Raw genomic sequence first — 23,376 nt, forward strand, 5'->3', positions numbered from 1 at the left:
ATGTGGCGAGCGGGCTTGCCCCGCGCTGGGTGGCGAAGCCACCCCAACCGGCTCACCATGCTCCACCAGACACCCCGAGGTGGCAGGATTTGGGGCTGCTGCGCAGCCCAGCGGGGGACAAGCCCCCTCGCCACAAGGAGCTTGCCGCACCCTCGAACTTACTGTGGACCACCGTCTTTATGTGGCGAGCGGGCTTGCCCCGCGCTGGGTGGCAAAGCCACCCCAACCCCCTCACCATGCTCCACCAGACACCCCGAGGTGGCAGGATTTGGGGCTGCTGCGCACCCAGCGGGGGTGCCCCCTCGCCACAAAAGCCCCTTCACCACAGGTCAGGTATAGGCGCTGTTGGTGCGCTCTATCTCTTCGACCAGCTTATCGATCCCTTCCAGCCGCGCGCGGTTGTCGTGATCCCAGGGATGAAACCCCGGCTTGAAGTAATGCAGCCAAGGCCGCGCCATGCGCGGGAATACGCCCCTGGCGCCGTAGAGAAATTTCAACATCCGCCAGAACCCTTTCAGATGGCCACCCGCGCGGCGGTCGGCGATCAGTAGGCGCAGGTGGAAATCAAACACCACCAACCAGAAAAACACCGTGGTGAACAGCATGGTCCCGGTGCGCAGCAGGTAACGCTTGGGCCCCGGCTTGATCACGCGGTTCCACACATCAAAGGCCACGGCCTTATGTTCCGTTTCCTCAAGGGCGTGCCAATACCACATCTGCTGGTAGCCCTTGAGCGAATCCCCAAAGCGCGTGGGGTCGCTGAGGAGGATTTCCGCGAGCATCGCCGTGTAATGCTCCAGGGCGATGGTCACTGCCAGGTTGAAGGACGGCGGCAAGTGCTTCTTTTGCAGGTCGAGGATGAATTTCAACCGCCGGTCAAGCAGGTGGGCGGGCAACCCCGCGGCTTGCAGCAGCTCGTTGTAGGCCACGTGCTCACGGCTGTGCATGGCTTCCTGGCCAATAAACCCCTGGATTTCCTTCTTTAACGCCGGGTCGTCGATGCGCTGGCGATAGTGGCGCACGCTGTCCATGAAGAACAGCTCGCCCTGGGGAAACAGCAGCGACAGGGCATTGAAGAAATGCGTGATGAAAGGGCCTTGCTCGTGCCAATCCTTGATGCGTTCGGCGGGCAGGGCAAAATGCAGGTCGCGGCGAATGGGCAACATTATGGCGACTCCTGTTCTGTGATGGGGTTGGGCAGCGGTGCCTTGCGCTTTTTCGGTGCCATGCGCCGGCTGGCGAACACCACCAACGCCTGATAAGCCGCCGGCAACCAGCGTGCAAGCAAGTCCAGGGCGTAGGCGTCGCGGCCGATCAGCACGCGGCGCTTGTTTTTGCGCACGCCTTGCAGGATCACCTTGGCGGCCTGGTCGGCGTCGGTGATAAACAGCTTCTCGAAGTCGGCGCGGGCCTGTTGTTCGCTATGGATCAAGAACCCGGTCATGTTCGCGTCGATCCGGCTGCTGCGGCAGATATCGGTACGGATCCCGCCAGGATGCACGCAGGTGGCCGAGACGCCGCTGCGTTGCAGATCCAGCTCCTGGCGCAACGATTCGGTGAAGCCGCGCACCGCGAACTTGGTGGCGTTGTAGCCGCTCATGCCAGGCTGGGCGAACAGGCCGAAGACGCTGGACGTGTTGACCACATGCCCGTCGCCGCTGGCCTTGAGGTACGGCAGGAACGCCTTGGTGCCGTAGACCACACCCCAGAAGTTGATGCCGACGATCCACTCAAGGTCGGCGTAGTCCACACCTTCCACCGTACTCGACAGGGCCACCCCGGCATTGTTGAAAATCAAATTGACCTGGCCATGCTCGGCCGCACAACTGGCGGCCCAATCCTCCATGGCCTGGCGGTCGGCAACATCCACCTCTCGTGCGGTCACGCGGATCGGCGCCAGGCTGCTGCGCTGGATCAGCTCCACGGTTTGTTGCAGGCCGGCCTGGTTTTTGTCTGCCAGGGCCAAGTGGCACCCCTCGCGCGCCAGGGCCAGGGCCAAGGCGCGGCCCATGCCGGACGCGGCACCGGTGATGGCCGCCACGCGACCATTGAATGACTTCATGACAGGCTTCCTTCTGCGGTGGCATGGGGTTGCGCGAGGGGGCGCTGCGCAGTGCCAGTCACCAGTGGCGTGACTTGATAGTCGCCCAGGGCGAACTGGCGGGTGACCTGCTTGAAGCGCCAGGTCGAACCGGGCCACAGCGTGGTGTTTTTGCCGGTGCGCGGGTCGAGGTACCAACTGCGGCAGCCACCGGTGTTCCAGATGGTGCCCTGGAGCTTTTCCTGGATTTTCAGGTTGTAGGCGCGTTCCACCGCCGGCTTGACGTCCACCGTGGCAATTTGCTGGCGACGCATCTGTTGCAGGGCATCGAGGATGTAGGTGACTTGCGCCTCGATCATCAGAATCATCGAGTTGTGGCCCAGCCCGGTGTTGGGCCCGACGATCAGGAACAGGTTCGGATAACCCGGCACGGTAGTGCCCTTGTACGCATGGGCGCCATCGCGCCAGGTGTCCATCAGGTCGATACCATCGCGCCCGATGATGCAGTCGCGGGGCAGGGGATCGCTGGCCTGGAACCCGGTGCCGAAGATCAGGCAGTCAGCCGGGTGCTTGATGCCATCGGCGGTGACGACCCCGTCGGCTTCGATCCGCAGCACGTTGTCGGTGACCACCGCGACATTGCTGCGCGACAGCGCCGGGTAGTAGTCGTTGGAAATCAGCACGCGCTTGCAGCCAATGGTGTAGTCCGGCCGCAGGATCTTGCGCAGGGAAGGGCGCGCCACTTGTTTGTGCAGATGGCGCAGGGCGATTTTCTGCACCATTTTCATCAGCCTTGGGTGCAGCGCAAACCCAACCACCCGACCTTCCAAGGCCCAGTAAAAGGCCCCGCGCACCAGCCGTTGGGTAAACGGCAAGTGTTTGAAAGCCCAGCGTTCGACCCGTGAAATGGGCCGGTCCGGCTTGGGCATGATCCACGGCGGGGTGCGCTGGAACAGGTCCAGGTGCGCCACCTGCGGGGCGATCTGCGGCACGAACTGGATGGCGCTGGCGCCGGTGCCAATAACCGCCACGCGCTTGCCCTTCAACGAATAGTCGTGGTCCCACTGCTGGGAGTGAAAGCGCTTGCCCTTGAAGCTGTCCAGCCCCGCGATATCCGGCAGCGCCGGGCGCGACAGGCCGCCCATCCCCGACACCAGCACCCGCGCACTGACGTGGCGGCCATTGCTGAACTGCAATTGCCAGCGTTGCAGTTGCTCATCGAACACCGCCCGTGTAAGGCCCATGCCAAAACGCAGGTACGGCGCCAGCTCGAAGCGCTGTGCACAGTGTTCCAGGTAGGCGCGGATTTCCGCCTGGGGGGCGAACTGGCGGGTCCAGTCGGGGTTGGGCGCAAACGAAAACGAGTAGACATGGGATTGCACATCGCAGGCGCAACCCGGGTAGTGGTTGTCGCGCCAGGTGCCGCCCAGGGAATCGGCCTGTTCGGCAATGAAGAAGTCGTCGAGCCCGGCTTGCTTGAGTTTGATCGCCATGCACAGGCCGGCAAAGCCTGAGCCAATGATCGCGATATCCACACAATCTGCCGGGCCGCCCGGCTGGGTAGAGGCATTCATAGGGTGTCCCTCGTGGGCTGTGGGCGCCTTACGGGTTTTGACATCGGATGTGCTCCTTTTTTGTTTTTGGCTTTTAGATAGAACACCATTGCAAAGAAAAATTGAATTTATTATTTTAAAAAAGATTTTAAATAATCTACCTGAAAATATCGCCTACGCTAGAACCTTGTCCTTTATGTGCGATTTGTCCGACGGACGAGCCTTTGCGCACGCAGTTGAAGTCCAGGGTGTGGACGATGGCTGAGGTCTTGACCAATACCGGTCGGATCGCCAGCAGCAGGGAAGCCGAGGACCGAGCTATGGCTGTCGAATGGGTTGTCGCTGCGGGTGTGTTTATAGCTGCGAGTGCGGCGTTGTGGGGCTTGAGTGCCTGGATGACGCGCCGTATCGAAGTGGCTGTTCCAAGTAACGGGCGCTTTCTGGAGGTCGATGGCGAGCGCTTTCATTATGTAGAGGAGGGCAAGGGGCCGCCGCTGGTGATGATCCACGGCCTGATGGGCAGCAGTCGCAACCTGACTTATGCCTTGTCTGCCCAATTGCGCGAGCACTTTCGGGTGATCACCCTGGACCGCCCCGGCTCAGGCTATTCCACCCGGCATAAAGGCACCGGTGCCGACCTGCAAAGCCAGGCCCGGCAAGTGGCGACCTTTATCCAGACCCTGGACCTGGGCCAGCCCCTGGTGCTGGGGCATTCCTTGGGCGGGGCGATTTCCCTGGCATTGGCCCTGGATCATCCCCATACGGTGTCCGGGCTGGTGCTGGTGGCGCCATTGACCCACCCCCAACGCATGATCCCCCTGGTGTTTCTCTCTCTGGCCGTGCGCCCGGCCTGGCTGCGGCGCTGGGTGTCGCGCACGCTGACGGTGCCCATCGGCATGCTCACCAGCGGCGCAGTGGTCAAGGCAGTGTTCGCCCCCGACCCGGCACCGGCCGACTTCGCCACCCGTGGCGGCGGGATGCTGGGGATGCGCCCTGACAACTTCTATGCCGCCTCCACCGAAATCGGCCTGGTCAATGATTACCTGCCAGATATGGTCAAGCGCTACCCCCAACTGCGCCTGCCCATCGGCCTGATCTATGGTTCGCGGGACAAGGTGCTGGACTTTCGCAAACACGGCCAGGCCCTGGCAGACAAGGTGCCGGGGCTCAAAATGCAGGTGATCGAAGGCCGCGGCCACATGCTGCCAATCACCGCCACCGAGCGCGTGGCGGCCCTGGTGGAGCAGGTGGCCAAGCGCAGCAAGCCGGTAGAAAGCGCCACCGTTCTGCACCCGCCATTTGCACTGGCGAGTAAATAATCGTGCATCCCGCGGCGTGGTCGAGAGTCGGTAACGCTTGCCCTAGACACCTGACCGAATGGATGAAAAAGAGACTGCCCGGTCACGTAGAAAAGGCTTCGAAAAAGTAGTTGACGACCTAACGGTTCCGCGCTATTTATTTAAAAAAATATTTCAATATTTATTTTGAAATGATTTTTGAAATGCCTAAGAGCGAATAAAATAATGAAAAAAACGCCTTTTATCGCATGGTTGATTTCAAGTGGCTTTCAGTGCCGCCTGAATCTGTTGTCTGCCTCTTTTGCTTCGCTCTCCCTCCCTGCCGCGCAGTGCGCCCGGAGGCTGCCATGAATCAGACCCTGGCAGCCCCGCACGTCTGGACCGACGGTAAGCGCCACCTGTGGTGGCTCGGCATCATGCCTTTGGCAACCCCGCTATTGTCCGGCGCGCTGGCCATCACCACCGGTGTACAAGAACTGTGGTGGGTGGGTGTGCTGGTGATTTTCGGCCTGATTCCGCTGATTGATGGCCTGCTCGGCGAAGACGTCAGCAACCCGCCGGAATCTGCGGTCAGCGGCCTTGAATCGCAGAAGTACTACCGCTGGATCGTCTACACCGGCGTGTTGCTTGTTATCTCCTCCCTGGTGATTACCGGTTGGCTGGCTGTCAGCGGCATCGACTGGATGATCAACGGTGGGCTGCTGCAACTCACGGCGTCCATGGACCCATCGAGCTGGATGGCGCAAACCGCCAGCTTCCTGACGGCCCGGGTGCAACTGCACGGTGATGTCAGTTGGTTCACCTACCTGGGCATGGCCATGTCCACCGGCGCCGCCACCGGCATCGCGATCAACACTGCCCATGAACTGGGGCACAAGCCGCGCCTGCTGGAGATCGTGCTGGCCAAGATCACCCTGGCGCCAACCTTCTACGGGCACTTCTATACCGAACACAACCGTGGCCATCACGTACGCGTCGCCACCCCGGAAGACCCGGCCAGCTCCCGGCTGGGGGAGAGCTTCTGGGCGTTCCTGCCGCGCTCGGTGTGGTTCAGCGCGCGCTCGGCCTGGAACCTGGAACGCGAACGCCTGCGCAAGCTCGGCCTGCCGGCCTGGCACTGGAAGAACGGCGTGCTCAGCGCCTGGATGTACAGCGTGGTGTTGTGGGGCGCAATGATCGCCTGGCTGGGTGTGGCCGTGATTCCCTTTTTGGTGATACAGGGCATCTACGGCTTCTCGTTGCTGGAAGTAGTGAACTATGTCGAACACTACGGCCTTAAACGCCAGAAGTTGCCCAATGGTCGTTATGAGCGGTGTTCGCCGCGCCACTCCTGGAACAGTAACCGTATTGTCACCAATATCTTTCTGTTCCAGTTGCAGCGCCACTCCGATCACCATGCCAACCCGACCCGCAGTTATCAGTCGCTGCGCCACTTTGATGAATCGCCGCAACTGCCCTACGGCTACGCCAGCATGATTGTCTGGGCCTACATCCCTTACTTGTGGCGCCGGCGCATGGATCATCGGGTACTGCGGCACTACTCGGGGGATGTCACCCTGGCCAATATCCAGCCATCCAAACGCTTGAAGATACTGGAGAAGTACGGCAAGACCAGCACCTTCTAATGTGAATCAACTGTTGTAAGGCGCACTCGGGATCTGTGTATCGCGCAGGTTTTCATCGCCCACGGTTTACCGGTTTCGAGTGCTGCTTGGTTGCAAGAAAGTTGTTTGACCCTAACAAAAATAAAATCAAGGGAAGGACGTACACCATGCAAAAACCTGCCAAGTTCACTACGCATATCGTGCTCGCTGCACTGGGCCTTATCGCCTATCACCAGGCCCAGGCGGCACGCATCGAACCCGCCGGCAGCGCCTTCACTGCCCAGGGCCCCATCAGCTTTTCCAAGGGCGCGCTGATCAGCGCCGATTGCACCATCAAAGTGGCCGGCAAGGTTGCGGCCGATGGTTCGCAAGTCAATGTCGACAAGGTCGAGTTCGACGGCGGCCTCAAGTGCAGCCGCGTCGAAGCCATCAACTTGCCGTGGATCCTGGTGGCCAAGGACACCACCAGCGGCTCTATGTCGAAGATCAGCGTCGACGTGCACGCCTTTGGCCTGGGCGGCAAGTGCGGCCCATCCACCGCCGAAGGCACCTGGGATAACGCCACCGGCAAGTTGGAGGCGGCCAATGTGCCGATTGGCGAAGACTGCAAGATCAAGAGCGTGTCGATCAAGATGCCGCCGACTTTCAAAGTCGTCGAGTAATCACCCGAAGTTGTAGCGGTAATTGCATTGAAATTTGGCTGGAAAGGGAAGTTCTGCTGTTTCTCCGTGACCTCTCGATCATGGCCATTACCCCGGCGAAATGACTCGCCATACATGTGAGGAAAAATAATGAAAAGTTTCAAAACCCTCGTTTGTGTAAGTTCGTTTGCTCTGTGCTTTGGCGCGGCTTCGATGGCCAGTGCGGCATCTTTTAGTCCAGTTGGAGCGACGTTCGTTACAGGGGCTACTGGGAGTATTGAGGTTAAGTCTCCTTCTTCGTTCCAGAACTCGGTGACCTGTAAGGCTGTTTTCGAAGGCAAGGTCCGTGCAGATGGCAAGGCGGATATCACCAAGGTCACCATCTCTCAAGGCACCAGTTCTTTGTGCGATCTGCCTCAGATCACCGGATTGCCTTGGTTGCTGGAGCCTCTCACCGCGACGACTGGCAAGGCTCACAACGTTGGCTACAAGATCGTCACTCCGGGCTTCCCGCCGCCAACCAACTGTGGCCCTTCCTCCATTGACGTGCTGTTGTCATCGACTCCGGCACCGTCGCCAAGCATCACATTGACTGCGAATAATCAACCGCTGTCTGGTAGTTGCACCGTCGTGAAGCTGAATGTTGGTGCTACCGGGGTCACTATCGTTCCTTGATGCAGGAACTGCTCCAAAAGGGCTGATCACCCAGAAAAAGGCAGGCGCCTCGTTAGAGGCGCCTGTTGAAGCAAGTCCGACCGGTTTGACCGGTCGAGACGGATAAAAACAATAAGGAGTGGGGCATGAATAATAAGAAACAACAGGCGCAAGCGTTTCTCGGCCTGGCATTGTTGAGTGGGCTGATGGCGACTGCAGGCTCGGTCCAGGCAGGCGGCTTCATGACTCCTACCGCTAACACTGCTGGTTGGGGCCGGGCATTCGGTGGTGGTTCGATGTTCAAGAACGACCCTTCAGCGGCCTACAACAACCCTGCTGCAATGGCCTTTATTGACAAGACCATCTCGCAGTTCACCATCAACTACGCAAATATCGATATCAAATACAAAGGATCGGCCTACGACTATTCTGGCCGTCCGATGTCCGACACGACCCTTGACGAAAACTACAGTCCGATTTACCACGATCGTACCGGTAACGGTGGTCAGGCGGGTTTCGAGGCTTGGGTGCCTACGGGTTTTATGGTGATCCCGATCAATGACCGTTTTGCCTTTGGTCTGAGCCAGGTGGTGCCGATGGGTGCCCGCACCACGTACGACCAGGATTGGAAAGGCCGCGACTTTGCGGTGGACACTCGCATCGAAACCGTGGGCCTTACCGGCTCGCTGTCGTTCAAGGTCAATGATGAGTTTTCCATCGGTGGCGGTGCGATTCTCCAGCACACCAAAGGTTTTGTGAGTCAGAACGTCGACCTCTATGCCGCTGCTGCGCAGTCGCCGGACTTTGGGATGATTCCGTTCCCGGCCGGCCAAGGTTTCGCCTTGATGCGTGTCAAGGTTGACAATAACTCCCTGGGTTGGTTTGCGGGGATGACCTGGAAGCCCACGGCGCAAGACACCCTGGGTTTGAACTACCACGCCAAGATCAAGAACAAGCTGGAGGGCAAATACAATATGCACGCCGATCCAGGGTCGGTAGCACTGATGACCACTCCGATGGTCGATGGTAAAACCCTGGTTGAGATGGCTTACCCTGGGCTGCAGTTGTTTCCCGGCGGCGCCAAGGCCTCCACGCAACTGGATATCCCTGCCAACGCGTCCCTGGACTGGGTGCACGACTTCTCTGACCGCCTGACCCTGGGCGCCAGCGTGACCTGGACCCAATGGTCGTCCTTCGAGGCGCTGACCTTGAAGTCCAATGGCAGCACCATCGTGTCGATCCCGTACAAGTACAAGAACACCTGGATGTATTCCTTCGGTGGCGACTACAAGCTCACGGATGATTTTACCGTGCGCGCCGGTGTGGCCTTCGACCAGACCCCAACCCGCAACTCCACCCGTGACCCACGCATCCCGGATGGTGATCGCACCTTCGCCTCCCTGGGCTTTGGCTACAACATCCGCGCCATTCCTGGCCTGAGCATCGACGGCGCGTATTCCCGCCAGTTTGTCGAAACCGTCAAGCTCAAGACCAAGAACGTTGATCGGCTTGGCGCAGGTTCGCTGGATGGCAAATCCGAGGCCAAGGGTGAAGTGGTCAGCCTGTCGGCCACGTACGCCTTTTAACGTGTCTGCGTAGTACCGAGGTAAAACCACAGTCAGCGCATCTTTCTGTGGGGTTTACCTCCGAGTGCACCAATGGGTCGCCCACGCGACCCATTGTGAGTTCTTCCTCCTTCTGGCATTTCGGCTGACGCGTTCGGCCATGAATTTTTTCGCGAACCGATTAAATAAAAATTTCAAAACAAAATTTGAATTTAGCTTTTCAAGTTTGTAGTGTGGTGATCAGTCGCAGGCCATACCGGCTTGCTGACCTGCATGCCGTGCCCTGAATAAGTTGCCCTGAATAAGTAGAGGTATCTCCATGGTTATCTGGTTACTGGCGGGACTCGCTGCGGCGACTGCCCTGGCGTATCGACAAGCGGCAGCCACTTTGTGGCTGGGGGCTGGCCTGGTCTGGTTGGCCGGTGGCTATCTGTTCAATGGGGTCGCAGGGTTTGGCCTGAGCGTTGCGGCGCTGCTGGTGGTGTTGCCGGCGCTGCTGCTGAGCATCAAGCCCCTGCGCCGGGCGCTGTTGACCAGCAAGGCCTTGGGCCTGTTTCGCACGATCATGCCGGCCATGTCCGACACTGAGCGCGCCGCTATCGAGTCCGGCACCGTGTGGTGGGACGCCGAGCTGTTCAGCGGCAAACCCAACTGGCAGCGCCTGCTGCAAGCCGCGCCGGCACGCTTGAGCGCCGAAGAGCAGGCGTTCCTCGACAACGAAGTGGAAACCCTCTGCGACATGGCCAACGACTGGGAAACCACCCAGGTCTGGCAGGACCTGTCGCCCGAAGGCTGGCAGTACACCAAGGACGCCGGTTTCCTCGGCATGATTATTCCCAAGCAATATGGCGGCAAGGGCTTCTCCCACTATGCCCATTCGCAGGTGGTGATGAAGCTGTCGACCCGTTGCTCGGCGGCGGCGATTTCGGTGATGGTTCCCAACTCCCTGGGCCCCGCCGAACTGTTGCTGCATTACGGCACCGACGCCCAGCGCAATTACTACCTGCCGCGCCTAGCCCGTGGCGAAGACATTCCGTGCTTTGCCCTGACCAGCCCCTATGCCGGCTCCGACGCTGGCGCCATTCCAGACCTGGGCATCGTCTGCAAGGGCATGCATGAAGGCCAGGAAGTGCTGGGTTTCAGCGTGACCTGGGACAAGCGCTATATCACCCTCGGGCCCATCGCCACGGTGCTGGGCCTGGCCTTTCGCGCCGAAGACCCCAACGGCTTGCTGGGCCAGCCCGGCTCGCTGGGCATCACCTGCGCGTTGATTCCTACGTCCCATCCCGGGGTGAACAGTGGCCGCCGTCACTGGCCCCTCAATGCGGTATTCCAGAACGGCCCGACCACCGGCAAGGACGTGTTTATTCCCCTGGAATGGGTGATCGGCGGCCGAGAGCAAGTGGGCAACGGCTGGCGCATGTTGATGGAATGCCTGGCGGCCGGGCGGGCGATTTCCCTGCCATCGGCCAACGTCGGCCTGGGCAAGGTGGCGGTACGCGGCACCACGGCCTATGCGGCGATGCGCAAGCAGTTCGGCCTGCCGATCGGCAAGTTCGAAGGGGTGCAGGCACCATTGGCGCGCATGGCCGGGCACTTGTATGCCTGCGATGCAGTGCGCAAGGTATCGGTGGCGTCGTTGGATGCTGGCGAGAAACCTTCGGTGATTTCGGCGATTGCCAAATACCACGTCACCGAGCGTGCGCGAATCATCGTCAACGATGGCATGGACATCGTCGCCGGCAAGGGCATCTGCATGGGGCCCAACAACTTCCTGGCCCGTGCCTATCAGCAAAGCCCTATCGCGATCACCGTGGAAGGGGCAAACATCATGACCCGCTGCCTGATCATCTATGGCCAGGGCCTGATCCGTTGCCATCCTTACGTGTTCCGTGAGATGGAAGCGGCGCGCAACACCGATCATCGCCAGGCGTTGCTGGCGTTCGACAGCGCCATGTTCGGTCACCTGAGCTTTGTGCTGGCCAATACCGTACGGGCGGCAGTGCATTCCCTGACAGGCGGGCGCCTGATTGCCGTGCCGGCCAAGACCGACCCGGCGCTGGCGCCTTACTATCGCCAGGCCAATCGGCTGTCGGTGGTGCTGGCGTTGATTTCCGATATCTCCATGGGCGTGCTGGGCGGTGCGCTCAAGCGCAAAGAAAGCATCACCGGGCGCCTGGGCGATATTCTGTCCCAGCTCTACATCCTGTCCTGCGTGCTCAAGCGCTTTGAGGATGATGGCCGGCCCCAGGCCGATCTGCCGCTGGTGCATTGGTCGGCCCAGGACGCACTGTTGCGGGCCCATGAGGCCCTGGCCGAGGTGCTCGACAATTACCCCTCCAAGCCGGCTGCGGCAGTGATTCGTGGCTTGAGCTTCCCGTTTGGCATTCCCCAGCGCAAACCGTCAGATCGCTTGCTGGCCCAGGTGGCCGAACTGGTGCAGACCCCCGGCGAAAGCCGCGACCGCTTGCTGGCCAATTCCTACATCCCACGTCCGGAAATCGACAAGTTGGCCTACGGCGAATTGGCGTTCCGCCTGTTGCCACAGGTGGAGTTGATCGAAGGACGGCTCAAGGCGGCGGTCAAGCAAGGCACCCTCGAACCGATGCCGATCAGCACCACCGCCTTCACCGCCTGGCGCATCAAGGCCCGCGCCCTGGACCTGATCAGCGCCGATGAAGACGCTTTGCTGGCGCGCTATGTGGAGTACGCCGACCACGGCATCCAGGTGGACGACTTCCCGCAGGACTTTGGCTTGCTGGAGGCATTGCAAAAGCGCCAGCAAACCTTGGAACAAGCAGCCAAGCCCAGCACCAGAAAGCGTGAAAACGCCCCGGTGAACTAAACACCAACACGCGCCCTGTGGGAGCTGGCTTGCCAGCTCCCACAGGAGATTGGGTTTGCAGGTCAGGAAAACGGATCGATTTATGAGCGACAGCTATCTCTCTTTTGTTAATTCCCCCTGGGGCCGTCGCCTGGCCCAGACCATTGGCCTGCCACAGCCCTTGCCCCTGCAGCGCCACCGTAGCGGCCAACAGGGCTTGGCCAACCCGGTGATCATCGCCGGGGCAGGGCGCCTGGCGGAGGAAGTGCGGCGCATCTTCAAGGCCACCGACACCGTGCCGGCCCAGGCCGCCACGCTCAAGGCGCCGTCCACGGTCAAAGTCCAGGGCGCGGTGTTCGACGCCAGCGCCGTGGTCGACCTCAAGCAACTGGACGAACTCTACGAGTTCTTCCACGCCAACGCCCGGCGCCTGGGGCAACACGCACGGGTGGTGGTGCTGGGCACCGCGCCCGAACACTGCCAGGACTTGCCCCAGGCGATCGCCCAGCGCGCCCTGGAGGGTTTGGTGCGGTCCCTGGCCAAGGAACTGCGCCGGGCGATCACCGTGCAGTTGATCTATGTCGCGCCGGGGGCCGAGCAGGCCCTGGAAAGCAGCCTGCGGTTCTTCCTGTCGCGGCGTTCGGCCTACGTCTCGGGGCAGGTGGTGCGCCTGGAACAAGCGGTGGATACCGCGCCTGCCCTCAACTGGGACAAACCCTTGAGCGGCCGCCGCGCCCTGGTCACCGGCGCCTCCCGCGGCATCGGCCTGGCCATCGCCCAGGTCCTGGCCCGTGATGGCGCGCAGGTGGTCTGCGTGGATGTGCCGCAAGCGTTGTCATCCCTGGAGCAGGCGGCCAGCAGTGTCGACGGCCACGCCTGGGCGCTGGATATCACCGCCGCCGATGCGGTGCAGCAGTTGCAGGCTTATGTCGCCGAGCACGGCGCATTTGATGTGGTGGTGCACAACGCCGGGATCACCCGCGACAAGACCATCGCCAAGATGACCGAAGCGGCCTGGCGCAGTGTGCTGGCCGTCAACCTCCAGGCACCGTTGCACTTGAGTGACGCCTTGCTGCAAGGGCAGGGGCTCAATGCCGGTGGGCGGATTGTCTGTGTGTCGTCGATCTCCGGGATCGCAGGCAATCTGGGGCAAAGCAACTACGCCACGTCCAAGGCCGGGGTGATTGGCCTGGTGCAGGGCCTGGCACCGGTGGCGGCGGCGCGGCAGGTCACGGTCAATGCTGTGGCACCGGGTTTTATCGAGACCCAGATGACCGCGAAAATCCCGCTGATGATTCGCGAAGCGGGGCGGCGCATGAACTCCCTGTCCCAGGGCGGGCAACCCATCGACGTCGCCGAAACCATCGCCTGGCTGGCGCACCCGGCCTCGGGCGGGGTCAACGGCCAAGTGGTGCGGGTGTGCGGCCAAAGCCTGTTGGGAGCCTGAACATGGACTACGTGACGCAGATTATCGACCCGCCACCGTCGCGCAATCGCCTGCTGCTCGACGGCCTGCTGGCGCTGCGCAAGCCTACGCTTGAAGGCGTGCCGAGCTTGCCCAAGGAGCGCCTGGTGCGCTCGGCGGTGCCATTGTGCGCCAATGAGATGGCCGCCTATGGCCGGGCCTGTGGCTTTCGGCGTGAGCAAGGCGTGCCGCTGTCCTATCCCCATGTGCTGGCGTTCCCCTTGCACTTGATGCTGCTGACGCGCCCGAGCTTTCCGTACCCGGCCAGTGGAATGGTGCATCTGGCCAATCGTATTCGTCAGCATCGGCGCCTGCAGGAAGGCCAGGCCCTGCGCCTGGAGGTGTTTGCCGAGCGCTGGGTGGCCCATGCCAAGGGCCAGGCGTTGAGTATCGCCACCCATGCCTACAGCGCTGGCGAGCTGGTGTGGCAAAGCGACAGCCTGTACCTGCGCCGGGATGTGGCCAATCCGGTGGGCGAGCCTTGGGGCGACAGCCTGGCCTTGCCCGAAGAAGCCTTGCGGCGCACTCAACGCTGGGTGCTGCCGGCGGATCTGGGGCGACGTTTTGCCAAGGTGTCGGGGGATTTCAACCCGATCCACACCTCGCTGATCGGTGCGCGCCTGTTCGGCTTTCGCCGGGCCATCGCCCATGGCATGTGGACCTTGGGCCGCGCCCTGGCCGCGCAACAACCGCCAGGCGGGCTGGACGTGGCCGAGGCCCATTGCGAGTTCAAGCTGCCGATCTTCCTGCCCGGCCAGGTCGCCCTGTGGAATGCCCCGGCAGACGGCCCCCACCGTGCATTCGAGGTGCGCAACCCGGCCGGCGACAAACCCCATATGCGCGGCCTGTTTATCTGGCATCCACGTTTTGATGAGAGTCGTCCATGAGTGACTACAGCTTCAGCCCCGCCCCGACGCGCCGGGTGGCGATTGTCGGCGGCAACCGCATTCCGTTTGCCCGTTCCAACACGGTGTATGCCCACGACAGCAACCAGGATTTGCTGGTGGCCGCGCTGCAAGGCCTGGTGGACCGCTACAACCTCCACGGCCTGCGCCTGGGCGAGTTCGCCGCCGGTGCGGTGATCAAGCACTCGCGGGATTTCAACCTGGCCCGCGAGTCGCTGTTGTCCACCACTCTGTCTGCCGAGACCCCGGCCTATGATCTGCAACAAGCCTGCGGCACCGGCCTGGAAGCGGCGTTGCTGGTGGCCAATAAAATCGCCCTCGGCCAGATTGAAGTGGGGATTGCCGGGGGCGCCGACACGACCTCCGACGCGCCCATCGGCATCAACGAATCCCTGCGCCGTACGCTGCTGGCGGCGAACCGCGCCAAGGGCACGGGCAACAAATTGCGCAGCCTGTTGCAGGTGCGCCCGTCGATGTTTTTCAAGCCGCTGCTGCCGCGCAATGGCGAGCCGCGTACTGGCTTGTCCATGGGCGAGCACTGCGAAGAAATGGCCAAGCGCTGGCAGATTAAGCGCCTGGCCCAGGACGAACTGACCCTCAGCAGTCACCAGCGCCTCGACGCGGCGTATAAAAACGGCTTTTTCGACGACCTGATCAGCCCCTATCGCGGCCTGGCCCGCGACAACAACCTGCGCGCCGATGCCAGCCTGGAGAAGCTCGCCAGCCTGGCCCCAGCCTACGACCGGCAGAACGGCACCCTCACGGCCGGTAACTCCACCCCCCTGACCGATGGCGCCTCGGTGGTGCTGCTGGCCAGTGAGGAATGGGCCGTCGCCCGCGGCCTGCCGGTGTTGGCGTACCTGCGCACCGGTGAGACCGCCGCGGTGAATTTCGTCGACGGCAGCGAAGGCCTGCTGATGGCTCCAGCCTATGCGGTGCCCCGCATGCTGGCGCGTGAGGGCCTGAGCTTTGCCGACTTTGATTTCTTCGAGATTCACGAAGCCTTCGCCGCCCAGGTGCTGTGCACCCTCAAGGCCTGGGAAGACCCTGATTACTGCCGTGAGCGCCTGGGACTGGATGCGCCGCTGGGCCCCATCGACCGCGACAAAATGAACGTCAACGGCGGCTCCCTGGGCTGCGGTCATCCATTTGCCGCCACCGGTGGTCGTCAGCTGGCGGCGCTGGCCAAGGCCATCCACCAGCGTGGTGGCGGGCGCGGGCTGATTTCTATCTGTGCCGCCGGCGGCCTGGGCATTACCGCCATCGTTGAAAAGTAGCCGTACAAAAACAACAACAAGGAGACTGCCATGAACGCTGTGAGCCAGGAACAAACCGAACGGATCTGGTTGAACGCCTACCTGCCCGGGGTGCCCACGGACATTGAGGCCGGCATCGAGGACTACCCGTCGTTGCGCGAGGTCTTCCTGGAGCACCTGCACAAGTACCGTGACCGTGTGGCCTACGTCAGCATCGGCACCGAAATGACCTACGCCGCCTGGCAGGCCCAGGGCATTGCCTTTGCCGCCTGGCTGCAGGCCCAGGGTGTGCGCAAGGGCGACCGCGTGGCGTTGATGATGCCTAACTGCCTGCAGTACCCGATCTGCTTGCTGGGCACCATCCTCGCCGGTGCGGTGGTGGTCAACGTCAACCCGTTGTACACCTCCCACGAACTCAAGCACCTGCTCAAGGACAGCGGCGCCGAGACCGTGGTGATCTTCGAAAACTTCGCCCACACCCTGGAAAAAGTCGTGGCCGGCAGCACCGTCAAACGTGTGGTCATTGCCGCTATCGGCGACCTGCTCGGCACCTTCAAGGGCGCGGCGATGAACTTCATCCTGCGTCGCGTGCAAAAGCAGGTGCCGGCCTTCAACCTGCCAGGCGCGGTGCGCTTCAACACCGCCCTCAAGCAGGGCCGGGGCCTGACGCACACGCCCGTACCGCTGGCCCGTGAGGAACTTGCATTTCTGCAATACACCGGCGGCACCACCGGCGATGCCAAGGGCGTGATGCTCAGCCACCGCAATATCATCGCCAACCTGTTGCAGGCCAAGGCGTGGGTCGGCGATCAACTGGATCAGGACCAGCAAGAAACCAACGTCACCCTGTTGCCGCTCTATCACATCTTTTCCCTGACGGTGAATTGCCTGATGTTCATGTGCCTGGGCGGGCGCAACATCCTGATCGCCAACCCACGGGACGTGAAGCGCGTGCAGATGATCCTGCGCAAGGAGCGCTTCAACGGGATTGCCGGGGTCAACACATTGTTCAACGGCTTGCTGGAGAACGCCGAGTTCCGTGCGCGGGACTTTTCCGACCTGCGCCTGGTGATCGCTGGCGGCATGGCCACCCACACGGCGGTGGCCAAGCGCTGGAAAGAAGTCACCGGCCTGCCGATCATCGAGGGTTACGGCCTGACGGAGTGCTCGCCGGTGGTGAGCATCAGCCCCATCGATATCTCACGCATGCGCGACATGGAATTTACCGGCAGCATCGGCGTGCCATTGCCGTCGACCTGGGTGCGCTTCATCCGCGAGGACGGCGCATTGGCTGACATTGGCGAGCAGGGCGAACTGCAGGTGCGCGGCCCGCAGGTGATGCAGGGCTACTGGCAACGCCCCAAGGAAACCGCCGAGGTGCTGGATGCCGAGGGCTGGCTGTCGACTGGGGATATCGGGGTGATGAATGCACAGGGCTTCATCCGCCTGGTGGATCGCAAGAAGGACATGATTCTGGTGTCGGGCTTCAACGTTTACCCCAATGAGATCGAGGATGTGGTGGCCTTGCACCCGGGCGTGGCGGAAGTGGCGGCGATTGGTGTGGAAGATGGGGTGACCGGGGAGAAGGTGAAAATTGTGGTAGTGCGCCGCGACCCGAACCTGACCCAGGAGCAACTGTTGGCCCATTGCCGGGAGTACCTGACGGGCTACAAGGTGCCCAAGTTTGTCGAGTTCCGCACCGAGGAACTGCCCAAGACTACCGTGGGCAAGGTCCTGCGCCGGGCACTGCGCTAACTGTAGGAGCCGGCTTGCAGGCGATAGCCATAGGCATCTACACAACTTTCAGAAACTGATGATCTTCCCTGTGGCGAGCGGGCTTGCCCCGCGCTGGGCTGCGAAGCAGCCCCAAAACCAGCCGCTGCGGTGTATCTGGTACAACGCATTCGGCTTATTGGGGCTGCTTCGCAGCCCAGCGCGGGGCAAGCCCGCTCGCCACAACTGCGCTATCTGCCTGGATTTAGGTGTTGCGGCAAAGTTGTGTAGATACCGATGCTGCGATAGCGGTACATCGGCCACCCAAGCAGTGACTGAACCAGCGCTTTCGCGGGCAAGTCGCACCGCCGCTCCCACAGGGGGTATGCAGATTCAGACCTGGTTCACGTTGACCCACCGCTCTTCCCGCGCAGCGAGGCGAATGGCTGTCGCCAGCCGTTCCACTGCCCACGCCTCCTCGAAATCAGTACCCGTCGCGCCTTGCCCAGCCAGTGCCATGATCAACTCCTGCACCTCCAGGGTCTTCAACTCGTTGTACCCCAACTGATGCCCCGCCGCCGGGCTGAACGCGGCATAGCCGGGCAGGGCGGGGCCGGCCAGTAAACGCTGGAAACTGTCTGCGCCAGCCCGGCATACCCGCAGCTCATTCAAGCGCTCCTGGTCGAAGGCCAGCGTGCCTTGGGTGCCACTGATCTCGAAACTCAAATGGTTCTTGTAGCCGCGCTTTAGCCAACTACTGCTGACGGTCCCGCGCGCGCCGTTGGCAAAGCGCAGCAAGCCATGCACCTGGTCGTCGATCTCGATCGGCCGCCTCTCGCTACTGCCAGGGCTGGCAGGTCGTTGACCGTGGACCGTCTGGCTGTCGGCACAAACGTGCGTGATATCGCCCACCAGATACCGCGCCATCGCCAGCAGATGACTACCGAGGTCCGCCAGGGCGCCGCCAGCATGTCCCACCTCACAGCGCCATGACCACGGCGAGGCCGGGTCGGCCATGAAGTCTTCACTGAACTCGCCCTGGAAACTGATGATCTGCCCCAGTTCGCCCGCTTCAATCATCTGCCGCGCCAGGACGATCATCGGGTTGTGCTGGTAGTTGTAGCCGACCCGCGTCACCACCCCGGCCTCACGGGCGGCGCGGCGCATCGCGTCGGCCTGTTCCAGGCTCACGGCCAGGGGCTTTTCGCAATACACCGCCTTGCCCGCCGCCAGTGCGGCCATGGCCATGGGGTAGTGCAGGTGATTGGGGGTGGTGATGGCCACCAGGTCCACTTGCGGGTCATCGATCAATTGTTGCCAGTCGCCATGGGCCTTGGCGAACCCCCAGGCGCTGGCGCAGCGTTGCGCGCGCTCGGTGTCGGCATCGGCCAGGGCCGCCAGCGTCAGGTTGAAGGGCAATTCAAATACCGTACGGGCGTTATTGAACGCCAGTGCGTGGGCACGGCCCATGAAGCCTGTACCGATCAGGCCGATTCCAAGTGCGCGCATGGCGATGGTCCTTTTGATTGTTATTTTCAGGAAGGCAATTAATAGAATAAAAATTCTCAATCATCAATACGTGGAATATAAATATTATCTCCTTGTAGGAGCGAGCTTGCTCGCGAAGGTCGCCAACGATGACGCGGGGCTCCAGGCCCCCCCGAGGTGTGCTGAGGGTTTTCGCGAGCAAGCTCGCTCCTACAGAGAAATGTACGAAGTCATCATTTCGGCGAATGCGGCTATATTCAGCCAGCAGGCAAAAGGCCTTCAGTTAACAAAAGATAACGTAGCGCCGATTGTCAGACGATTCGAAAGCCCGATAGGATGGCCCCTGCTTCCTCAAGGGGCTCTAGATTGCAGGTTTGCGCACTGCGAACACCCTGGAAGGTGTTACGACCTAACAATAATAAATGGGAGAAAGGTCTATGAGTGAGCCTGTCATGGGTGTGGGTTTTTGCCGCCCGCTCGCATCGCGCAAGGTCGCGGTGCTGGCTACAGCGCTCTCGCTGCTGGGGGTTGTCGCGTTGTCGACGGCTGCCCAGGCTGCAACCGAAGCCGCAGAACCTGCGGTATTTGCCATTGAATCGCCAAGGGCCGAAAAAGGCCTGATGATCGACGTCGTGCACGCCGGCAAACGCCTGGTGGCGGTCGGTGATCGCGGGCATATCCTTTATTCCGATGATCAGGGCGTCACCTGGGTGCAAGCCAAGGTGCCGACCCGGCAACTGCTCACGGCCGTGTTTTTTATCGACGAGCAGCACGGTTGGGCGGTGGGGCATGACGCCAAGATCCTCGCCAGCACCGATGCCGGGGCCACCTGGACTGAGCAGTTCAAAGACCTCAGCCGTGAAGCGCCGCTGCTGGACGTACTCTTCAACGACCCCAACCACGGCTTTGCGGTGGGCGCCTACGGTGCGCTGATCGAGACCACCGACGCGGGCAAGACCTGGACCGATGTCAGCGATCGCCTCGACAACGAAGACCAGTACCACCTCAACGCCATCGCCCAGGTCAAGGATGCCGGCCTGTTCATCGTCGGTGAGCAGGGCAGCATGTTCCGCTCCAGCGACGAGGGGCAGACCTGGGAAAAACTCGAAGGCCCCTACGAGGGTTCGCTGTTTGGCGTGATCGGCACCGCGCAGCCCAAAACCCTGCTGGCCTATGGCTTGCGCGGCAACCTGTTCCGCTCCACCGACTTTGGCGACACCTGGGAACCGGTGGCGCTCAAGGCCGACCGTGGCGCCCTGGAATTTGGCTTGTCGGGCGCGACCTTGCTCGATGACGGCACCCTGGTGGTGGTCGGCAACGGTGGCAGCGTGGTGGTCAGCCACGACGATGGCCTGACGTTCAACGTATTCAACCGCCCGGACCGTATTTCACTGTCGGCGGTGACGGCGGCGGGCAACGGCGACTTGATTCTGGTGGGGCAGGGTGGCGTACGCGTCGCCGAGCCAACTGGCGCCGAACGCAAAAAACAATAAGAAGGCGGGGATAGAATGAGCAGTCATCACAACGATAAAGCGACCTTTCTTGAGCGCCTGATCTTCAACAACCGCCCGGCAGTGATCGTGATCTGCCTGCTGGTGAGCATTTTCCTGTTCTGGCAGGCCACCTTGATCCGGCCTTCCACCAGCTTCGAAAAAATGATCCCGCTGCAGCACCCTTTCATCGAAAAGATGATGGAACACCGCAACGACCTGGCAAACCTGGGCAACACCGTGCGTATCTCGGTGGAGGCCAAGGACGGTGACATCTTCAGCAAGGAGTACATGGAGACCCTGCGTCAGATCAACGACGAGGTGTTCTACATCTCCGGTGTTGACCGCTCCGGCCTCAAGTCCCTGTGGAGCCCCAGCGTGCGCTGGACTGAAGTGACCGAAGAAGGCTTTGCCGGCGGTGAAGTGATCCCGCAGAGCTACAACGGCTCGCCGGAAAGCCTCGACCAGTTGCGCAACAACGTGCTCAAGTCCGGCCAGGTCGGGCGCCTGGTGGCCAACGACTTCAAGTCGAGCATCGTCGATATCCCGTTGCTGGAGTCCTACCCGGACCCGCAGGACCAGGGCAAGTTGCTGGCCTTGGACTACCAGAAGTTTTCCCACGAACTGGAAGACAAGATCCGCACCAAGTTCCAGGAGCAGAACCCCAACGTCCAGATCCATATCGTTGGCTTTGCCAAGAAAGTCGGTGACCTGATCGACGGCCTGATCATGGTGGTGCTGTTCTTCGGTATCGCGTTCGTGATCACCCTGGTGCTGCTGCTGTGGTTCACCAACTGCCTGCGCAGCACGGTCGCGGTGTTGATCACGACGCTGGTGGCCGTGGTCTGGCAACTGGGGTTGATGCACTTCTTCGGGTTCGGCCTGGATCCGTATTCCATGCTGGTGCCGTTCCTGATCTTCGCCATCGGCATTTCCCACGGCGTACAGAAGATCAACGGCATCGCCCTGCAATCCAGCGAGGCCGACAACGCCCTGACAGCGGCGCGGCGCACGTTCCGGCAACTGTTCCTGCCGGGGATGATCGCGATTCTCGCGGATGCGGTGGGCTTCATCACCCTGCTGATCATCGATATCGGCGTGATCCGTGAATTGGCCATCGGCGCTTCCATCGGTGTGGCGGTGATCGTGTTCACCAACCTGATCCTGCTGCCGGTAGCGATTTCCTATGTCGGCATCAGCAAGCGTGCGATCGCCAAGAGCAAGAAAGACGCCAACCGCGACCATCCGTTCTGGCGCCTGTTGTCGAACTTCGCCAGCCCCAAAGTTGCACCCATCTCCATTGCCCTGGCCCTGGTCGCCTTCGGTGGCGGCCTGTGGTACAGCCAGAACCTGAAGATCGGCGACCTTGACCAGGGTGCCCCGGAACTGCGTCCGGACTCGCGCTACAACAAAGACAACAACTTCATCATCAACAACTACTCCACCAGCTCCGATGTGCTGGTGGTGATGGTCAAGACCAAGGCTGAAGGCTGTTCGCGCTACGAAGCCATGGCGCCCATCGACCAGTTGATGTGGAAGATGCAGAACACCGAGGGCGTGCAGTCGGCGATCTCCCTGGTGACCGTGTCCAAGCAGATGATCAAGGGCATGAACGAGGGCAACCTGAAATGGGAAACCCTGTCGCGCAACCCGGATGTGCTGAACAACTCCATCGCCCGTGCCGACGGCCTCTACAACAACAATTGCTCCCTGGCGCCGGTGCTGGTGTTCCTCAACGACCACAAGGCCGAGACCCTCGACCGCGCGGTGCATGCGGTGCAGGAGTTTGCCAAGGAAAACAACAAGGACGGCCTGGAGTTCATCCTCGCCGCTGGTAACGCCGGGATCGAAGCGGCCACCAACGAGGTGATCAAGGAAGCCGAGCTGACCATCCTGATCCTGGTCTACCTGTGCGTGGCGACCATGTGCATGATTACCTTCCGCTCCTGGGCGGCGACCTTGTGCATCGTGCTGCCGCTGGTGCTGACCTCGGTGCTGGGCAACGCGCTGATGGCGTTCATGGGCATCGGCGTCAAGGTCGCGACCTTGCCGGTGGTGGCGCTGGGCGTGGGGATTGGTGTGGACTACGGCATCTATATCTACAGCCGCCTGGAAAGTTTCCTGCGTGCCGGCCTACCGTTGCAGGAAGCCTACTACCAGACGCTCAAGTCCACCGGTAAAGCCGTGTTGTTCACCGGCCTGTGCCTGGCAATCGGCGTGTGCACCTGGATCTTCTCGGCGATCAAGTTCCAGGCTGACATGGGCCTGATGCTGACCTTCATGCTGCTGTGGAACATGTTTGGCGCACTGTGGCTGTTGCCGGCACTGGCGCGGTTCCTGATCAAACCCGAGAAACTCGCGGGCCAGAAAGGCAACTCGTTGTTCGCCCACTGATCAGCAGCCCCTGGGGCCCATAAACTGTGGCGAGCGGGCTTGCCCCGCGCTGGGCTGCGCAGCAGCCCTAAAACCCAGCGCTGCGGTGTATCTGTCATACCGCATTTGACCTACTGGGGCTGCTGCGCAGCCCAGCGCGGGACAAGCCCGCTCGCCACGGCGGCCCTATGCGACCACAAAGCCAGGGTTTATCGCTCGAACGACAGAAACCAACGCTCAGCCAACGCCTTGCCAATCCTACTACCGCCTGGGTGCCTTGCGCCTTGTCCAGCAGCTCAATGCACAAAAACTGTGGCGAGCGGGCTTGCCCCGCGCTGGGCTGCGCAGCAGCCCTAAAGCCCAGCGCTATGGTGTATCTGTCACACCGCATTCGACTTACTGGGGCTGCTGCGCAGCCCAGCGCGGGGCAAGCCCGCTCGCCACGGCGGCCCTATGCGACCGCATAGCCAGGGTTTTATCGCTCGAACGACAGAAACCAACGCTCA

At 61.5% G+C, this 23,376-nt stretch carries 16 protein-coding genes; 12 read left to right on the forward strand and 4 right to left on the reverse strand.

Going from position 1 to position 23,376, the window contains the following annotated elements; translation table 11 throughout:
- Positions 1-329: 329 nt before the first annotated feature.
- From C5F71_RS24060 to C5F71_RS24070, 3 genes are read right to left on the reverse strand one after another with little or no spacing between them, the layout of a single operon-like run.
- Entirely contained in the window at positions 330-1,166 is an 837-nt protein-coding gene (locus tag C5F71_RS24060) for a metal-dependent hydrolase (protein WP_029292881.1), read from the reverse strand.
- Positions 1,166-2,062 (reverse strand): SDR family oxidoreductase, encoded by an 897-nt coding sequence (locus C5F71_RS24065; protein WP_070995959.1) that lies wholly within the window; start codon positions 2,060-2,062, stop codon positions 1,166-1,168. The genes C5F71_RS24060 and C5F71_RS24065 overlap by 1 nt, the downstream gene beginning before the upstream one ends.
- Complete coding sequence (locus C5F71_RS24070) at positions 2,059-3,615, reverse strand: NAD(P)/FAD-dependent oxidoreductase (RefSeq protein ID WP_104912130.1); 1,557 nt, start codon at positions 3,613-3,615, stop codon at positions 2,059-2,061. Before C5F71_RS24070 ends, C5F71_RS24065 begins: the two co-directional genes overlap by 4 nt.
- A 299-nt stretch (positions 3,616-3,914) precedes the next feature.
- On the opposite strand from C5F71_RS24070, the gene C5F71_RS24075 reads away from it, so the two are divergent.
- The 10 genes from C5F71_RS24075 (at position 3,915) to C5F71_RS24120 (ending at position 17,561) form a co-directional block, all read left to right on the forward strand.
- Positions 3,915-4,913, forward strand: coding sequence for an alpha/beta fold hydrolase (locus tag C5F71_RS24075; RefSeq protein ID WP_256587999.1), 999 nt, complete (start codon positions 3,915-3,917; stop codon positions 4,911-4,913).
- A 326-nt stretch (positions 4,914-5,239) separates the two neighbouring features.
- Positions 5,240-6,517, forward strand: a complete 1,278-nt coding sequence (locus tag C5F71_RS24080) for an alkane 1-monooxygenase (protein WP_070995962.1) — start codon at positions 5,240-5,242, stop codon at positions 6,515-6,517.
- A 146-nt stretch (positions 6,518-6,663) separates the two neighbouring features.
- Positions 6,664-7,158, forward strand: a complete 495-nt coding sequence (gene praA, locus C5F71_RS24085) for an alkane oxidation protein activator PraA (RefSeq protein WP_029292872.1) — start codon at positions 6,664-6,666, stop codon at positions 7,156-7,158.
- Between the two features lie 129 nt (positions 7,159-7,287).
- Entirely contained in the window at positions 7,288-7,812 is a 525-nt protein-coding gene (gene praB / locus C5F71_RS24090) for an alkane oxidation protein activator PraB (RefSeq protein WP_092235723.1), read from the forward strand.
- Between the two features lie 125 nt (positions 7,813-7,937).
- The gene (locus C5F71_RS24095) at positions 7,938-9,377 is read left to right on the forward strand and encodes an outer membrane protein transport protein (protein WP_092235726.1); all 1,440 of its coding nucleotides are present in this window, start codon (positions 7,938-7,940) and stop codon (positions 9,375-9,377) included.
- 298 nt (positions 9,378-9,675) lie between these two features.
- Positions 9,676-12,201, forward strand: a complete 2,526-nt coding sequence (locus tag C5F71_RS24100; RefSeq protein ID WP_104912132.1) for an acyl-CoA dehydrogenase — start codon at positions 9,676-9,678, stop codon at positions 12,199-12,201.
- A gap of 82 nt (positions 12,202-12,283) precedes the next feature.
- Positions 12,284-13,627, forward strand: coding sequence for a 3-oxoacyl-ACP reductase (locus C5F71_RS24105; RefSeq protein ID WP_104912133.1), 1,344 nt, complete (start codon positions 12,284-12,286; stop codon positions 13,625-13,627).
- Positions 13,628-13,629: 2 nt separating this feature from the next.
- Entirely contained in the window at positions 13,630-14,532 is a 903-nt protein-coding gene (locus C5F71_RS24110; protein ID WP_029292860.1) for a MaoC/PaaZ C-terminal domain-containing protein, read from the forward strand.
- Entirely contained in the window at positions 14,529-15,827 is a 1,299-nt protein-coding gene (locus C5F71_RS24115; RefSeq protein WP_104912134.1) for an acetyl-CoA C-acetyltransferase, read from the forward strand. Before C5F71_RS24110 ends, C5F71_RS24115 begins: the two co-directional genes overlap by 4 nt.
- A gap of 30 nt (positions 15,828-15,857) precedes the next feature.
- On the forward strand, positions 15,858-17,561 hold the full coding sequence (locus C5F71_RS24120) for an AMP-binding protein (RefSeq protein WP_104912135.1): 1,704 nt from the start codon (positions 15,858-15,860) through the stop codon (positions 17,559-17,561).
- A gap of 351 nt (positions 17,562-17,912) precedes the next feature.
- On the opposite strand, the gene C5F71_RS24125 is transcribed toward C5F71_RS24120, so the two are convergent.
- A complete protein-coding gene (locus C5F71_RS24125) occupies positions 17,913-19,028 on the reverse strand; it encodes a Gfo/Idh/MocA family protein (protein ID WP_104912136.1) in 1,116 nt (371 codons plus the stop codon).
- Between the two features lie 431 nt (positions 19,029-19,459).
- Here C5F71_RS24125 and C5F71_RS24135 point away from each other — a divergent pair, with 431 nt between their 5' ends.
- The gene (locus C5F71_RS24135; RefSeq protein ID WP_177410438.1) at positions 19,460-20,500 is read left to right on the forward strand and encodes a YCF48-related protein; all 1,041 of its coding nucleotides are present in this window, start codon (positions 19,460-19,462) and stop codon (positions 20,498-20,500) included.
- A 15-nt stretch (positions 20,501-20,515) separates the two neighbouring features.
- The gene (locus C5F71_RS24140) at positions 20,516-22,891 is read left to right on the forward strand and encodes an RND family transporter (RefSeq protein WP_029292848.1); all 2,376 of its coding nucleotides are present in this window, start codon (positions 20,516-20,518) and stop codon (positions 22,889-22,891) included.
- Positions 22,892-23,376: the final 485 nt, after the last annotated feature.

It is taken from the genome of Pseudomonas sp. LG1D9 (assembly GCF_002949995.1).
GTDB lineage: Bacteria > Pseudomonadota > Gammaproteobacteria > Pseudomonadales > Pseudomonadaceae > Aquipseudomonas > Aquipseudomonas proteolytica.

What these genes read in the sequence shown, in the direction of transcription:
- C5F71_RS24120 (WP_104912135.1), top strand. Translation starts at nt 15,858, where the DNA reads ATGAACGCTGTGAGCCAGGAACAAACCGAACGGATCTGGTTGAACGCC.
- C5F71_RS24105 (WP_104912133.1), top strand. Translation starts at nt 12,284, where the DNA reads ATGAGCGACAGCTATCTCTCTTTTGTTAATTCCCCCTGGGGCCGTCGC.
- C5F71_RS24140 (WP_029292848.1), top strand. Translation starts at nt 20,516, where the DNA reads ATGAGCAGTCATCACAACGATAAAGCGACCTTTCTTGAGCGCCTGATC.
- C5F71_RS24075 (WP_256587999.1), top strand. Translation starts at nt 3,915, where the DNA reads ATGGCTGTCGAATGGGTTGTCGCTGCGGGTGTGTTTATAGCTGCGAGT.
- C5F71_RS24095 (WP_092235726.1), top strand. Translation starts at nt 7,938, where the DNA reads ATGAATAATAAGAAACAACAGGCGCAAGCGTTTCTCGGCCTGGCATTG.
- C5F71_RS24125 (WP_104912136.1), bottom strand. Translation starts at nt 19,028, where the DNA reads ATGCGCGCACTTGGAATCGGCCTGATCGGTACAGGCTTCATGGGCCGT.
- C5F71_RS24100 (WP_104912132.1), top strand. Translation starts at nt 9,676, where the DNA reads ATGGTTATCTGGTTACTGGCGGGACTCGCTGCGGCGACTGCCCTGGCG.
- C5F71_RS24065 (WP_070995959.1), bottom strand. Translation starts at nt 2,062, where the DNA reads ATGAAGTCATTCAATGGTCGCGTGGCGGCCATCACCGGTGCCGCGTCC.
- C5F71_RS24135 (WP_177410438.1), top strand. Translation starts at nt 19,460, where the DNA reads ATGGGTGTGGGTTTTTGCCGCCCGCTCGCATCGCGCAAGGTCGCGGTG.
- praB (WP_092235723.1), top strand. Translation starts at nt 7,288, where the DNA reads ATGAAAAGTTTCAAAACCCTCGTTTGTGTAAGTTCGTTTGCTCTGTGC.
- C5F71_RS24070 (WP_104912130.1), bottom strand. Translation starts at nt 3,615, where the DNA reads ATGAATGCCTCTACCCAGCCGGGCGGCCCGGCAGATTGTGTGGATATC.
- C5F71_RS24110 (WP_029292860.1), top strand. Translation starts at nt 13,630, where the DNA reads ATGGACTACGTGACGCAGATTATCGACCCGCCACCGTCGCGCAATCGC.
- praA (WP_029292872.1), top strand. Translation starts at nt 6,664, where the DNA reads ATGCAAAAACCTGCCAAGTTCACTACGCATATCGTGCTCGCTGCACTG.
- C5F71_RS24060 (WP_029292881.1), bottom strand. Translation starts at nt 1,166, where the DNA reads ATGTTGCCCATTCGCCGCGACCTGCATTTTGCCCTGCCCGCCGAACGC.
- C5F71_RS24115 (WP_104912134.1), top strand. Translation starts at nt 14,529, where the DNA reads ATGAGTGACTACAGCTTCAGCCCCGCCCCGACGCGCCGGGTGGCGATT.
- C5F71_RS24080 (WP_070995962.1), top strand. Translation starts at nt 5,240, where the DNA reads ATGAATCAGACCCTGGCAGCCCCGCACGTCTGGACCGACGGTAAGCGC.